Below are 14,494 nucleotides of genomic sequence, written 5' to 3' on the forward strand. Positions count from 1 at the left end.
GTTATTGCCGGCTGAAGTAAAACCTTCAGAGGAACCGATTATAATCATCCATAACGCGAATTACACAAAGGATGTTTTTATGCTTCAAGATATTCGGATTCGACAACGAGATTTTTTGCTTGAACTGGCACAGATTCTGACACAGCAATTAGATTTGGATACCTTGCTGTGGCAAATTCTGCGAATTTCATCGGATCTTCTTGGCGGTTTGGCAGGATTTATTGCCTTGTATTCTGATTCAGAAAAATGGCAGGTAAGAATTACGCGTGGCATTGGGGAAGCCGGGTTAAAGTACATTGAAACCTACCTCTCGAAATTTAAAAATGAATCTATTGAAACCACAGAATCGGCATTGCTGGATATAAATTTATTGATAGATCGTATCCAGGAAATCCAGGAGTTAGGATTTACCGATGGCGTTGGATTGCCTATGGTTGAACACGGGAAAATTCTTGGATGCATCGTAATATTTCGCAATTATCACACCAGTTTTTCCTTAAATGACCGGATGATGCTGAAAGTATTTGCAGATCAGGCTTCCATTGCGGTGCATAATGCCTATTTATACACAGAAAATATTCGCGAGAAGAATCGATTATATGCACTCATTAATGCTGCTGCTGATGGAATCATGGTTTTAGATCATGGACACAAAATCGAGCAAGTCAATCCCGCATTACTGAAATTATTGAGAAGCACGGCAGATTCGATCATTGGATTCCATCATGATGATGTGATCGTTTTTTCAAAGATTAGCAGCGGTATGGAATTGCAGGATGGGGAGGCCGGTGGCTGGCCTTTCAATCGGGATTCCAAATTGTATGTTGAAGGGGATCTTGTATACGGGCAATTATCTGAAAAACCACTTCCTGTCAGCATTACCTATACACCGGTGATGAATGCCGATAACGTCATGGTCAATATTATTGCGATGGTCAAGGATATTTCAAAATTTCGGGAGGCTGATGATCTAAAAAATACTTTCATCTCAACAATCAGCCACGAATTAAAAACGCCGGTTTCATTAATAAAAGGCTACGCATCGACGATGCGACTGAAAGATGCTTTTTGGGACGGCAAAGTCCTGGAAGAATCACTGTCGGTCATCGAAGAGGAAGCGGATCGCCTCACCGGTTTGATCAATAATCTGCTGGATGCATCCAGATTGTATTCAGGTGCATTGGTGTTGAATCGATCGGATGTAAATCTGGAACAGATTTCAATTCATGTGGCACGCAGGATGCAGAGTCAATCGGATAAACATCAAATTATATGTAGTTTTCCGAGTGATTTTCCAATCATTTTCGGTGATGCTGATCGAATTGAGCAGGTGATCCTAAATTTGGTATCCAATGCGATGAAATACGCACCCGATGGCGAAATTCAAATTTCAGGACGTCGGGCGGGAGATTTTGTTGAAATATCGATTCGGGATGAAGGTCCGGGCATTTCATCAGATGATTTTCCGCATCTGTTCGAAAGATTTTTTCGTTCAAAAAAAACTGCAGATAAAGCAAAAGGTGTGGGATTAGGCCTTTATCTGTGCAATGCGATTGTTGAAGGACATGGTGGAAAAATGTGGGTTGAAAACCGGACTGACCGCGAAGGCGCGATTTTTTCATTCTCACTGCCGCTGGATCCGGATGACCATCCTGCCTCATTAAAATTTCGGAATATTGGCGAGTAACTTGAATTTGCAAAATCGAAAAATATGATGATTTTTTTTCAGTAACTTTAAATGTGAGAAGAATTACATGTTGTTGTGTTATTGTTACGAAGAATGCAAAAACAACATAGCAACACTCTTACTCGATTGATTCGAAAAATAGGTTTATATCTTGAACTCCTGAATTAAAATTGTATAGTTTACGAAATTCCTGAGAGACTTGAAAAGTAATCCCGGTCATATTATTAAACACATTGATCAGCAAGGATTGATTTTATGAACAATATTATTAAGAATAGTATAGAAAGTATTTCGTATAAGATTTCCAGGAAAATTGATATGAAATGTATCGGGGCAGTGCTGACTGCATTCATCATAACCAGAGTGATGGTATGCATCGTTGTCCTGTTTTCGATGATTCAGCTTCCGGTGTTGTCCGGTGAAGGATTATGGCGTCTTGATACGCAAAACCTCATTCAGGATGGATTAACCCGATGGGATAGCGGATGGTATATAGGAATTGTTCAAAATGGTTATTCGAGTAAATCTGTCGCTTTTTTCCCCCTCTACCCGATTCTGATGCGGATGCTGAACAGAATTACCGGAAGTAGCAGCATTTCCGGGCTGCTGATCGCCAATCTTTCTTTTTTTCTTGCACTCTTTTATTTGTACGCAATAACAAAACAGGATTATGATGATAATACTGCTGGCAGAGCCGTATTCTATATTGCAGCAGCACCCAGCGCCTTTTTTTTCTCAACTGTCTATACAGAAAGCCTTTTTCTTTTATTTGTAACAGCAGGTTTTTATTATGCACGGAAACGTAAATGGGGATTGGCTTGCATTGCCGGTGCACTGGCATCCGCAACACGTATCACTGGCGTTTTAGTAGGAGTCTTTATTTTGTTTGAAGCTTTCTGGCAAAAAGGAATCCGTTTTTTACCGAAGCCATGGAGCGTTCGAAATCAAATTGATCTTCTTCGAAAAGATATTGGTATTCTCCCTCAAACAATAAAAGGAATCATTGCTTCAATTTTTTCTGTAACGGGAATTGTTGCATATATGGCTTATTTATATCGTGAATTTGGAGATCCGCTAGCGTTTCTCCATGTGCAGGGAAGTTGGGGAAGATCGGTTGGCTTTGATTGGTTCTTACGAATATTACAGGATCACAGTCAAAAACTTGATATTTTTTTTACAATCGTCTTTATCCCGATCGTGATCATTACATTTATAAAATTTCGCCCTTCCTATGGCTTATTCACGCTTCTTTCGTTTATGATACCGCTGCTCAGCGGAAGTATATTATCCATGCGGCGTTTTGTAATTGTGTTCGTTCCATGTTATATTCTTTTAGCTTTATGGGGGAAAAAGCTATGGGTTGATCGCCTGATTATCGGTATTAGTTTGCCGTTGCAGGCCTATTTTGTAGTCCTTTTTTCACATTGGTATTTTGCCGGATAAAAGCAATTCGAAATATGAATCAGCTCTCCAGTAAAAAGAGGAAACTTGTTGTTTTGTTATTTTTGCGCTTTGCGCAAAAATAACAAAACAACATATCATCCTTCCCACAATTCGAATCGCTGGCCGGATATTGAATTTCACACACTCAGGTACAATAACATCATGCAACAAAAAACCTCCTCAAAATTTTGGTTAAGATTTCTGTTTACGGTTTTAACAATTTTTTTTATTCCGGCTTTGTTTGGAATTCTTAATAAAACAGGATGTTTCATTTTGTTTTGGCAAAATGATGACCTTTCCGCAATTCAGTACGAGTCCGGATATGCATATTATGCGAGAATACCCAATGAGAATGCTGTGAAGCTTGACCTTCCGATTTATCTTATTGAAGATAACGTGCTGATTGATACACCGGTACTTGCGGTCAATCAGGATCTTGTCAAGGATATTAAGGAAATCGGGAAAGGACTATATCAGCTTCTTCCGAATAACAACATCATTTTCTCTTCGATTGACCATTCCGACCCAGCCAGTGGTGTACATGCTTATTCTGTTTTGTCTCCGGTTGTGATTCGCATGCGATATTTATTGCCTGTTTTAGCAATTGTTCTGCTGCTGATGATGACCGCCGGCTTGATGGGTTTGGCAGCAAAAATCAGAAAGGATGTTGTATCTCTTCAATGTTTTAAGAGCTGTTTGAAGAATTTTGCCGGTTTCATCAGCATACTGATCCTTTTAATGTTGGTGTTGCCCTGGAAGAGCTTTTTTGTTCCGCCTGTGTTCCCGTTGACAAAGTCATTTTGGATCATGCCGTTAATACAGCGAAATGCAGTCATGTTTTTGCTTTTGGGATTTTCTGTTCTGTATTTGTATTACTCAAAGAGAAAATCAAAATGGATCGCGTTGCTCATGGGATTGATTCTGGTAATCAATCTGGCTTACTATTTCATTCCGGAGCGGGATTATTATGGCGTGCGGACTGATTCAGCAGAATATATTCAGTCTTATCATGCAGGTTCGATCCGAACTCCCGGTTACCCTCGATTTGTTGAAGATGTTATGACGCTGTTCTCCGGTTCTGACCTGGATTATTGGCGGTCTGAGGAGGGATTGAAGGATCTTGCCAGGCGTGAAGAATTGCTTTTCAAGGATCATTCCGGGGATTCCAGAGGCTTGGTTCAAATTGTTCGAGCTCAGAAAGCAGTATTAGGTCTTTGTTTTCTCATTGCCACTGTGTTGTTGTGTTTTCTGATCCCGCCGCATTTTGTATTTTTGTTCGGCGAATTCGTTCTCGCGAATCAATTTTTAGGGGTTTATAACAATTATGTCATGTCTGAAGTGATTTCCCAGGCAGCCCTCTTGCTTTCCTGCGGCATCTTTTGCTTTCTGGTGGGCAAAAGAATGAAATGGTCATTCCCGTTCCTGGGCTTTTTTTGCGGTATTTCGATTATCATCCGACCGTCTAACATGTTCATTCTCGGATTATTATTGTTGGCTGCAATTCTTCTGTTTGTTCAGGATCGAAAAAAAGCTTTGTTACCCATCCTTGCCGGGATTGGAATTTGCGGATTTTTTATTCTTATACCGGCGGTGAATATTTTCCGGCAGTATCATCAGGTAATTTTCATGCCGAATCAGGGATATGCGGCAATTGGACAGACACTGGCTGTCATGGATGAGACTGATCTGTCTCTGCCGAAAGATGAAGTTGCACGAGAATTCCTTACAGCCAGTTTCCAACAAATCCAAGCGATGAAATCAGAAGGAAAAGCGCTTACTCAGAACGATTATGTCTTTCATATTGCTTTGGAACAGGCGAAAAAACTGGGATTTGATCCGGTGACTGCCAATGTGCTTTTTGACCGTGTTTCAAGGGATCTGGTTTCTGTGCACAAAACGGAACTCCTGGCTGCATATCGAGACCAACTGCAGTTGGGATTGGAACGAACGCGACTGAGTCTTCCGCGGTTGCCTTATAGCTATCTGCTCGCTGTTTTCATCGTTATCTCACTATTTCGCTGTTCCCGCTATTCATTGACTGGATTTGTTTTGATATCGCTGCATAATCTTCATCTCATGATTTCTATCATGAACCAACCGGAACGACGATATATCTGGAGTACGGAAATCTTTTTTCTGATGGGAGCAGCCTTGATTGTGTACAATGTGTTTCGATCGGAACAGCACCAAACACATCGTGTAAGACACAACAGCCAATAATCATTACGATATATTGAATCTTGACTATAAGGAGATTCCGATTTTTTCCCGTTATTCAGCGGACAGATCTGCTTGTTAGTTTATTGGATAAACACAACGGAAGCCACGATTAAAGCCGGGTGAATTCTGCCCGTGCCATAGATGATTTCTGACTTCCATCGTCTGTGGAAAATCGCTGGAGCTGCCTCCTTTGAGGATCCGGTCTGCCACATCGGAAAGAATTGCGTCCTGATAAATTTTTTCCGGTATTCTTATGTCAATATAGGTCTCCCGAATCAAAAAATCAAGTGTCCATTCCCGCACGTTTCCGCCCAAATCGAGAACACCAAATCGGCTGGCACCGTTGGGAAGCCAACCTGCCGGTGTTAATCCCTGGTAATATCCGTCATAATTTGCCTTATCGATCGATGGTTCCGAATTTCCCCAGGGATACAGATCTTTTTGTGCATAACCGGCGGCGAGGTTCCACTGCATTTCTGTCGGAAGTCTTCCGCCTTGCGCTTCACAAAAAATCAGCGCTTCTTTCCAGGAAACGAACGTTACAGGCAGCCATTGATAGATTGGCGAATTGTAATATTTCAGAAAATAATTGCGATAATGAGCCGGATTGCAGTTGCCGTCCGCGACACATTGATGATAGGCTTTGATGGTCACCGGAATTTGGTCAATCCAGAAATCTTCTTGTACGACGGTGCCCGCGGCAGGTATTTTAATCTCCAGATGAGAGCGATCATCAGAAAAACGATACGTTGTACTGTCGAGCTGCCTGGCGGCGATCCATGGAATGTAGGGGCGCAGCAACCGGTAGGGAGAAGTTTTAATCATGACTCCGAAAAAAAGGAGCAATGCGGCTGCAAAAAACAGGAATGACAGGGTGGTTATACGATCTGTTATCTTTTTCTTCATCATCTGTGACAAATCAATGCATAGTATCCAGTATATTTTGGACTGCATGGACGGTCTCCGCGGGGGTATTGGCATCCAGTTCAATCAGGATGTTCTCTTTGCTCAGAACAGTATTGCCGTGTTCCGGATATAAGGCGGATTGCAGGTAAATCTTCGCATCATTAAGTGTTTCTTCCTTGGCAAAGATATACAATCTGCCAAAATGTTCATCCATGGAAGATTCAACGGTAAATTTCGTGGCTGAGGTGACCTGTTTCGCCAGTCCGTTGATTTCATCCTCACCCAGCTCAAAAAAATACTGGCGGATTTTCAGACCGCCTTCTGCAAGCGCTTTGTAGACTTGTTCTTTTGAAAAACGGGCAAATCCAACCGGTGTCATCGTCGAAAATGGTACCGGAACGAATTGTGTCGGTCCGGGTGTTGCTGTGACGACGACGTATTCCTTCACAATGACAGTTTCAACCGTGATGTTAATGCGCTGCAGCGCTGCCATTTCTTTGATTTTTGCAACAGTTGTCGCGTTGACATCTTCCTGCGTGTAAAAGCTCTTGCATCCTGCGCATAGATATAAAATCACTAAGAATAAGAGAAGTTTTTTCCACATAAAGTCTCTCCATTATAGCTGAATAAGAACTCGAAATTTTCGAAAAACACTTTTGTCATACGCGATCGGTTGATCGAATTGCTTTCAATCCATCCGGAAAAATCTCATGGTTTCTCAGTTCCGATCGGTGTATTGAAAACCGTGATACTGTAAATCAAATTATCCCATAAATCATACGATTCGCTCATCCAGAAAATTCGAGACAGCGATTCGAAAAGCGGGGGCCGGTGACGCGCGGTAAGTAATCCGAATTACAATTTCGCTGAATTTCTATGTAATCATATAATTTGTGGTATACTAATTGCGTTCTATGGAGGCTATGGCTCAATGGCGGAGCATCTGACTGTGGATCAGAGGGTTGTGGGTTCGACCCCCACTAGCCTCCCCTCGTAAAATGAAAATCCGAACTGGTAAAAGGTTCGGATTTTTTTATTATATTGGATTTCAGGATGCAAACGGTGTGTTTGTAGGGTTTGAATCCAGTGTGTTAGGCTGACAATTTCTCACCACACGCAAATGGTCAGTTATGCCTGTTTAAAGATCCATGGCAGTTTCATCCAGCAGAAATTGTTCGATTCCAATATAGAGGATGCCCTGTTCATCATGCCATGGTATTATGTCATCCCTGACAACGACAATCTTTTTAAACGAATCTGGTATCCGATTCAGAGAGTTTGTTTCCTGTTTTCTTTTTTCTTCGTCAGCAACTGTCAATGCAGATTGGCATATGATATTGCTACAGATTTTAGATTTGAGCCATTCGGAAGCTAAAAATGCGGATTGCCGCACTTTTCGTTTGTATTTACGATACCGCTGCAGAAAAACTGAAAGAATTTGCTGTATTAAAATTTCCTTGGTATACCATTAATAAATTCGTAACCCGTCATTTTTAACTCAATACTGACCCGTTACGAAAATGAAACAGTGTAGAAATGAAAAACTATTTTGATACCCTTAATATCGACGACTTCTATCAAAAATTCGCAAAAGCCAATTCAGTCACAAAAAATGATTTGAAGCAATACTTTACTGCAGAGAATCCAGATCTGACAATCCAGGGCTTTCGCAGGATTCTCTATGGATTGGAAAAACAAGGAGTAATTTATTCTTCCGGAAGCGCCGTCTACTCAATCCAACCTATCTCCTCTCTCCCCTTAAAGATTAAGAAAAGATTCACCCCCGTTCCTTCTCTCATAGCTGAGAAGGTTATTGAAGCATTCAAAGACCAATTTCCATACTCGAATTGCATCTTTTGAGAAACCAGAATACTTCATGACATGATGACTCATCAGCCCCGAACAAATATGATCATCGTTGAAACCGATAAAGACTCAGAGAGCGCAGTATTTAACCACTTTTTCAATCTTGGCATCAGACCGACATTCCTTAATCCAGATTCCACGACAATCGATCGATATGTCAGAGCTCAGGATGAACCCATCTTTGTGTCAAAGATAATCTCACAGTCCCCTAAAAGGCAAAAAGGAAGTCCCATAAGCTATGCAAAACTCGAAAAAATCCTTGTAGATATTCGGGTGGATGAGAGTAAGTTTTCCGTGTACCAGGGGCAGGAATTAAGTTCTATTTTTGAGAATGCATTTGACACTTTTATCATAAACCAGGACTCCATGCTGCGATACGCCGGCAGACGAACTGCACAAGATAAATTGAAGTGGTTCGTCCTACAAGACCCATCTGAATCTTAGAGTTTACTGGGGGAATTCAATGTGATTACGCCTCGCACTCATACGAAGGAATGGATTGAAAACCTCGAGGGAAAATTCGATGTTGGATTGGCCGAGAGAATGATTATGGCATTCATTCTTAATGGTGGGAATACGAGGATATAACAATAATCAAAGCGAATACAAAGAATTAGAAAAAAGTATACAAAGTCTACGCAGCTATATTTATGAAGGGCCTTTTCTCCGGAAAATGCAATTGTGGCTGGCACAAAAGAAGCATATCTTGCAGCTCTTACGCTCACTCATACATCCGCTATTAACCGATTCGACAGAAACATTAACCTTACTTCCTTCCATATCGATGCCCGAAATGATTTGCAGCGTTTGGAGAGGTTAAAGAAATCATCGATTGAGGCTTTTTATTATTATTTTCAGGCTATCGAATTGCTCAGCAAATAACGCCATGAATTCATTATTAGATTTTTAACTGATGCAGTAATAGCTGTTTATATTGTATCGATCAGCGATTCGCATTATTGATAGGATACCTGGTTGTTGTGTTTTATTTGCAAAGTGCAACAACTCAACAATAAGTTTTCTCAGCTCAATTCCTACTATTTCCATTTCAGGAATTAACAAAGACAGCGGGTTGTGGGTTCGACCACCATTAGTCTCCCTCGTAAAATGAAAATCCGGATTGGAATACTTATCAATAATGGATCGAGAAAATTGTTCAAATAATATTGAATAATGTTATACTTTCCTATTGCAATACATTGCGTTCTGCTTTGTAAAAAATAAGAACAACAAATCGTTTTTGACAAACTCTCATCGGAGAACAGATATGAAAAAAATATTGCTGTCTATCGTTCTGTTAATTGGCATATTGCTTTCCTGTGGATTCCAGACAACCCAGGAATTGGAACGGAAATCCGGCGGTTACACGGAATCAGAATTGGTCGCATCCGGTCGAGTTGGAGTAGAGGGATCCGATGGAACACTGTTTTTCTCCGGTTTCTACAAAGCTCCAAACGGGAATTACATTCCACTAAACGACAATGCGCTTATGGGGCAGACAATCCAACCAACATCGAATCCGACCAAAGCGGAGAACAAAAAGGAATCGGCAGTATCTGACTCAACGAATCAACAGGGATTGGTTGAAGCAGAAGATAAAAAAGATATCCAGGTTGTCCCATTGGCAGAAGCATTAGAAACTGCCGGATTGGTACAAATGGAAACGGAATATGCGACAGAGATACTGATCTATACGATCAGGGAACGAAGCAACAACTCAAAGGATCTCGAAGCAGTAAATAGCGAGGAAGGGAAAAAAAGAATCGAAACATTTTTGGCCGGAATTGACCGGATGAAAAATGCAGAAAACTCGGAATTGAAGGGGCAGGAAATTGCCGGAATAAGTCTGTATTTTAGTGATGATACCAATAAAGATGGAGTAGTTGGTTTTTCTCCAGCATTTTTAGTCAAAGATCAACAGACCGGAGAGTTGAAGCCCTATGCTTTTAGCCAAGATAGTTTAGAGAATGAAACCAAGAGTCCGAATATTATTGATTTGAGTGATAATGGAAACGGTTTTGAACTTGAGTGTATGGAAATCAAAGGTGAACCAACTTTTATCAGAAAATTAGATGGAGAAGCGGAACAGTTTTTGACAAAAGAAGGTGATTGGAAAAAATACATAAGTGAAGCAAATTTAAAAAAATTTAAAAAATTTGCTGAAGCTGATTGTAGTAATTGGCGAAATCCATGTACGGTGGTAACTGCTAATGATTTTGTTAATGGTAAATTCTTGGAATGGATAAAAATAAGTTCACCTCGTTTTACCCATAAAGTATATAAAGATGGAAATTTTGTTATGAATGGAACCCGAATACAGCTTGGACTTGGTTCGGAGATTGATACTTGGGAAAAAAGACAGGCGATTTTGGATGATTTTGACCAAATACCGATTAGGTCGGTTGGTCATTATAAGATTAATGATTGTACGGTTGAAGGTGAATGTGGATATAATTACGTTGATCCGATACAGATTTATAATTCATCAGATGGAACTACAGGTTTTATATTTTTATTCCAAAAAGTAGGATCTTCAACTGTTTCTAACGATAGAAGATGGATGTTTGAAGAAACGGATTATAATGTACCGATTGTTGGTTTAGTTCATAATGTTACAGGTTATAAATTTCCTGTAGGGATAAGTTTGTGGTATGATGCTTTTGCTAATCAATATGATGAAAATATGAAACTGGTGAAAGAGTGGATTGAAAAAGATAAAGTACCAAGTTTATTAGAACATAGATTGTTAAAACCAAATGTTGAAACAAACCCAGAAGTTTTAAAATACATCTACTAAAATAGTAATCACTCTTATTTTGTGGTTAAATGAATTGTGAGATTAAGGCGGTTTTTGTTAATGTTGTTTATTATGATATTTATTGGTATCTTTGAATTTGGTGGCCGGCAACATCTTTTGATGAGGGATATGATCAATAATAAAACAGATAATGAAAGAGTGGAATTGGAAAAAATGATTTTTGGTAATAAAGAAGAAAACGTCTCGGGAGGAATAATTATTGGCGTAAACTATGAGTAAATATGTGTGGTGTTTACTGAGGTTTACACGATTATCTTCTTTAGAATTAATTGAATTATTTGACAATATTTAGGGATTCTATTCGATCAGTTATACATATTTAATACATATTTCTTATTTGATTGCTGTACCTTATTTCTGTGGATCAGAGGGTTGTGGGTTCGACCACCACTTAAATAACGCGTAAAATTAAAATCTGAACTGGTAAACGGTTCGTTTTTTTTAATTCTTTGAATGTAAGTCACTTAACGATTCGTTTGGAAAGTCTCATACTCCCTTTTATAGCCCTTTTATAGTGATAAAGCATACTCTGCAAGAGCACGATCGCAACGGAAATCAAAAATCATATGGTTGTTCACATAATCACTTATCCCTTGATATTTGCCAGCGGCTGCAGCGTCGTGAGAATCCTGACCAGGTCGGTCTGGTTGGCCATGACGACATCGATCGGTTTGTAAGCCCCAGGCGCTTCCTCCAGTTCACTTTGTTTTTGCGGTTTTCCGATGATTCCGCCCATTTTCTTTTGCTCTTCATCCAGGTTCAGATGGCGGATTGCCTCTCTTCTGCCAAGTCTTCTTCCGGCTCCATGGGAGGAGGACAGGAAACTTTCTGCATTCCCCAATCCCTCCGTGATATAACTCCGCGTCCCCATGGAACCCGGAATGATACCCGTCATGCCGGCTGCTGCCTTGATCGCTCCTTTGCGATGGACAATGACCTCTCTGCCGAAGTGGATTTCTTTGCTCGCATAATTATGTTGAACATGAATCATTTCTTCCGGAAAATGGGATTTTCCTATGATTTGAATGATGCGCTCCATCATCAATTTTCTGTTGGCGCGGGAAAACTCCAGCGCATAATTCATGGCAGTGAAATAATTCATACCCTCTTTTGAATCCAGCGGAAGAAAAGACAAATCCCGATCCGGGATATCCTGATGATATTTCTCGCAGAATTTGACTGCTTTTTGATGAAAATCCGTGGCGGTTTTGAGACCGAAATTTCTGCTGCCGGAATGGATCATGATCCAGATAAACCCATCGTCGCCTTGCTGGATTTCGATGAAATGGTTTCCCCCGCCTAAAGTGCCCAACTGGTATTTGGCGTTGTCCAATTCTTTTTGGATGATTTCAATATCCGGAGCACGCTGAAATCCTTCCCAGGATTGCTTTTCTTTGTGATGCGTGAAGCCGAGCGGGATGACATTTTTGAATTCAATCACAAGTCTTCGCAAATCTGTTTCAGGGATTTCCCGGATATCGGATTTGACAGCTGTCATTCCGCAGCCGATATCCACTCCAACCGCGTTAGGAACGATGACCTCCCGTGTCGCCATCACACCGCCGATCGGCATCCCATAACCCACGTGAGCGTCAGGCATAATCGCAATATGCTTATAAGCATATTGCAGATTTGCCAGGTTCCTTGCCTGTTTGAGGACTTCGCCGTCAATGTCATCCAGCCAGAATTTGATCGGAATTCTTTCGGTGGATAGGATTTTCATCTTGTTTGTGTGTTTTGAACCATGAAGATGGTTACTCTTTAGTCCCATATTAACGAAGAATAATCGATCCTATTCGGATGAGCTTTTCTCAGAGGGTCGGATAAATTTTACATAACCCAGGAATAACGAGATAATCAAACCAACCGTCACGACAATGAACCGGAAGATGTTGTCCTCTGTACCAAAACCGCGCATGACACTATAGATCAGCGTCAGCAGACCTCCCAGGAGCAGACCATCCGCGATAATCAGGATTTTTTTGAAGAAGGTCAGACTGGCAATCACGATGATGATCGATGCTACCAGCGAGAAAATGGATACGTTGCGGTTATAGCGCTGGGATTTTTCCCGATAAAATTTTTCTTCTTTGTCAAAAGTTTCGGCGTCTTTTTTGAATTCTTCATACTCGGCGGCGTTTTTGGCAGTTTCGGGCGAGCAATATTTCAGCGTTACCGGCGGCTCTGGATATTTAGGCCCCGGATAGAATGCAGCAATGCCCACACCGACAAATACTGCCAGAAAGATTCCAATAAGAAAAGTATAGATCAGCTTCAGTATCATAATTCCTCCTGAAATTTGGATCATAAGTGTTGATTCTCTTTAATATTACAGGGTTTGACAGCGGTTTTCAAACCGGCAATTCGAAAGTTAAAACCAGCACATCTGAAAAAAGTTTCTTTCCATATCTGGAATCGCCGGATTTGAATCACAAATTTTTTGGAGTACATCAACTATAATTGGAATAGGGATCAAGTCATCGATGAGATTATTTTGGAGGTAACAATGATGGGTAAAAGAATTATTTTCATGATCATGACGGTCTTGACCGCGGCACTGCTGCTTTCTGCCTGTCAAACCCGCATCAGCGACAGCGGGTACAGCTTAAAATCGGTGGGCAGCAACATTGACGATGCCATCTATATTCTCAACGTGACTATGCTGGGCGATCCGCTCAGCAACACGAGCACCAGCGGAGAAGGACAAAGCCGGCAGTTCAGCGATATTTATGGATATGGAAACATGCGCATCTGGCAGGAGGGCAAAGGACTGGTTTCGGTTCATGTCAACAGCATCAATCCAAGTTTGGCTTATATTGAACCGGGGATGGACATCGTCCTGAAGACGACCGATTTGAAAATCATGGCCATTCAGGAAGGGTATCGATTTGAAGTCAAATGCCGGAATGATTATGAGCCGGTTGCTTCCTTGAAGGACAATGAAATGTCTTCTGCCCGGTATGATACGCATGAACTGGATTTTTGCAGGATGACGAATCCGAAGATTGTTTATGAGGGAATTGAAAAATAGCACATGGATAAAATTCTGATTTGTGATTTATTGACACGCGGTGTCATTGGCTTATCTGAAAAGGAACGCTCCAGACCTCAGGATATTCTGGTCAATGTGGAGATGGAAACGGACATCCGCGACGCTGCGGTATCCGATTCCATCGAAGATTGTGTGGATTACAGCGAAATGGTAAAAGCAATCTTCTCACTTGTGGAAAGAAATGAACGATGTACGCTGGAAGCGCTGACGACGGATATCGCCTGCCTGTGCCTGGATCATCCGCGCGTTGTGTCGGTCACAGTCCGAACCGAGAAAACTTCTGCCGTGCGATTTGTGAAATCTGTCGGAGTGGAAATTACACGAAGTAAGTAATATTTTTACAGGATGATAAAACTGTCCGATGAAAAGACTTTGACAGTTCGTTTCGACCTGACATTCCAGAAGAAGCCAGTGATTCGAAATATCGATTTACTATTTGAATCAATCGGGAAAAACTTGTTGTTGTGATTTTGTTGCGCTTCGCGAAGCGCAACAAAATCAC

The 14,494-nt window shown here is 41.0% G+C and carries 14 protein-coding genes and 1 tRNA gene; 11 read left to right on the forward strand and 4 right to left on the reverse strand.

Annotated elements, in window-relative coordinates:
• Positions 1-79: 79 nt before the first annotated feature.
• The 3 genes from ATC1_RS08880 (at position 80) to ATC1_RS08890 (ending at position 5,350) form a co-directional block, all read left to right on the forward strand.
• Positions 80-1,687 carry a GAF domain-containing sensor histidine kinase gene (locus ATC1_RS08880; RefSeq protein ID WP_062280614.1) on the forward strand — a complete coding sequence of 536 codons (1,608 nt, stop codon included), beginning with the start codon at positions 80-82 and terminating at the stop codon, positions 1,685-1,687.
• A 318-nt stretch (positions 1,688-2,005) separates the two neighbouring features.
• Entirely contained in the window at positions 2,006-3,130 is a 1,125-nt protein-coding gene (locus ATC1_RS08885; RefSeq protein WP_062280617.1) for a glycosyltransferase family 39 protein, read from the forward strand.
• Between the two features lie 273 nt (positions 3,131-3,403).
• Positions 3,404-5,350, forward strand: coding sequence for a hypothetical protein (locus ATC1_RS08890; protein ID WP_152024276.1), 1,947 nt, complete (start codon positions 3,404-3,406; stop codon positions 5,348-5,350).
• Between the two features lie 75 nt (positions 5,351-5,425).
• On the opposite strand, the gene ATC1_RS08895 is transcribed toward ATC1_RS08890, so the two are convergent.
• Both ATC1_RS08895 and ATC1_RS08900 read right to left on the reverse strand, forming a co-directional pair.
• Complete coding sequence (locus tag ATC1_RS08895) at positions 5,426-6,304, reverse strand: formylglycine-generating enzyme family protein (RefSeq protein ID WP_062280622.1); 879 nt, start codon at positions 6,302-6,304, stop codon at positions 5,426-5,428.
• Entirely contained in the window at positions 6,270-6,860 is a 591-nt protein-coding gene (locus ATC1_RS08900; RefSeq protein WP_062280625.1) for a hypothetical protein, read from the reverse strand. The genes ATC1_RS08895 and ATC1_RS08900 overlap by 35 nt, the downstream gene beginning before the upstream one ends.
• Positions 6,861-7,173: 313 nt before the next feature.
• Here ATC1_RS08900 and ATC1_RS08905 point away from each other — a divergent pair.
• The 6 genes from ATC1_RS08905 to ATC1_RS08935 all read left to right on the forward strand — a co-directional run bounded on the left by ATC1_RS08905 (position 7,174) and on the right by ATC1_RS08935 (position 11,159).
• A tRNA-His gene (locus ATC1_RS08905) sits at positions 7,174-7,245 on the forward strand.
• A 547-nt stretch (positions 7,246-7,792) separates the two neighbouring features.
• A complete protein-coding gene (locus ATC1_RS08915) occupies positions 7,793-8,116 on the forward strand; it encodes a hypothetical protein (protein WP_062280631.1) in 324 nt (107 codons plus the stop codon).
• 9 nt (positions 8,117-8,125) lie between these two features.
• Positions 8,126-8,566 (forward strand): DUF6577 family protein, encoded by a 441-nt coding sequence (locus ATC1_RS08920; RefSeq protein ID WP_330218455.1) that lies wholly within the window; start codon positions 8,126-8,128, stop codon positions 8,564-8,566.
• Between the two features lie 237 nt (positions 8,567-8,803).
• Positions 8,804-9,004: a hypothetical protein gene (locus tag ATC1_RS08925; RefSeq protein ID WP_062280637.1), complete on the forward strand. Its 201-nt coding sequence runs from the start codon at positions 8,804-8,806 to the stop codon at positions 9,002-9,004.
• Positions 9,005-9,389: 385 nt separating this feature from the next.
• Positions 9,390-10,919, forward strand: a complete 1,530-nt coding sequence (locus ATC1_RS08930) for a hypothetical protein (protein WP_062280640.1) — start codon at positions 9,390-9,392, stop codon at positions 10,917-10,919.
• A gap of 60 nt (positions 10,920-10,979) precedes the next feature.
• Entirely contained in the window at positions 10,980-11,159 is a 180-nt protein-coding gene (locus tag ATC1_RS08935; RefSeq protein WP_062280643.1) for a hypothetical protein, read from the forward strand.
• Between the two features lie 367 nt (positions 11,160-11,526).
• Here ATC1_RS08935 and ATC1_RS08940 read toward each other — a convergent pair whose 3' ends face one another.
• Together ATC1_RS08940 and ATC1_RS08945 are read right to left on the reverse strand one after the other, a co-directional pair.
• Positions 11,527-12,663, reverse strand: a complete 1,137-nt coding sequence (locus ATC1_RS08940) for an RtcB family protein (RefSeq protein WP_062280646.1) — start codon at positions 12,661-12,663, stop codon at positions 11,527-11,529.
• 69 nt (positions 12,664-12,732) lie between these two features.
• Entirely contained in the window at positions 12,733-13,224 is a 492-nt protein-coding gene (locus ATC1_RS08945; protein WP_152024279.1) for a hypothetical protein, read from the reverse strand.
• Positions 13,225-13,446: 222 nt separating this feature from the next.
• Here ATC1_RS08945 and ATC1_RS08950 point away from each other — a divergent pair, with 222 nt between their 5' ends.
• Together ATC1_RS08950 and ATC1_RS08955 are read left to right on the forward strand one after the other, a co-directional pair.
• The gene (locus ATC1_RS08950) at positions 13,447-13,971 is read left to right on the forward strand and encodes a hypothetical protein (protein ID WP_062280652.1); all 525 of its coding nucleotides are present in this window, start codon (positions 13,447-13,449) and stop codon (positions 13,969-13,971) included.
• Positions 13,972-13,974: 3 nt separating this feature from the next.
• Complete coding sequence (locus ATC1_RS08955; protein ID WP_062280656.1) at positions 13,975-14,325, forward strand: dihydroneopterin aldolase; 351 nt, start codon at positions 13,975-13,977, stop codon at positions 14,323-14,325.
• Positions 14,326-14,494 lie beyond the last annotated feature (169 nt).

The sequence above is a fragment of the Flexilinea flocculi genome (assembly GCF_001192795.1).
In the GTDB taxonomy this organism is placed as follows: Bacteria; Chloroflexota; Anaerolineae; order Anaerolineales; family Anaerolineaceae; genus Flexilinea; species Flexilinea flocculi.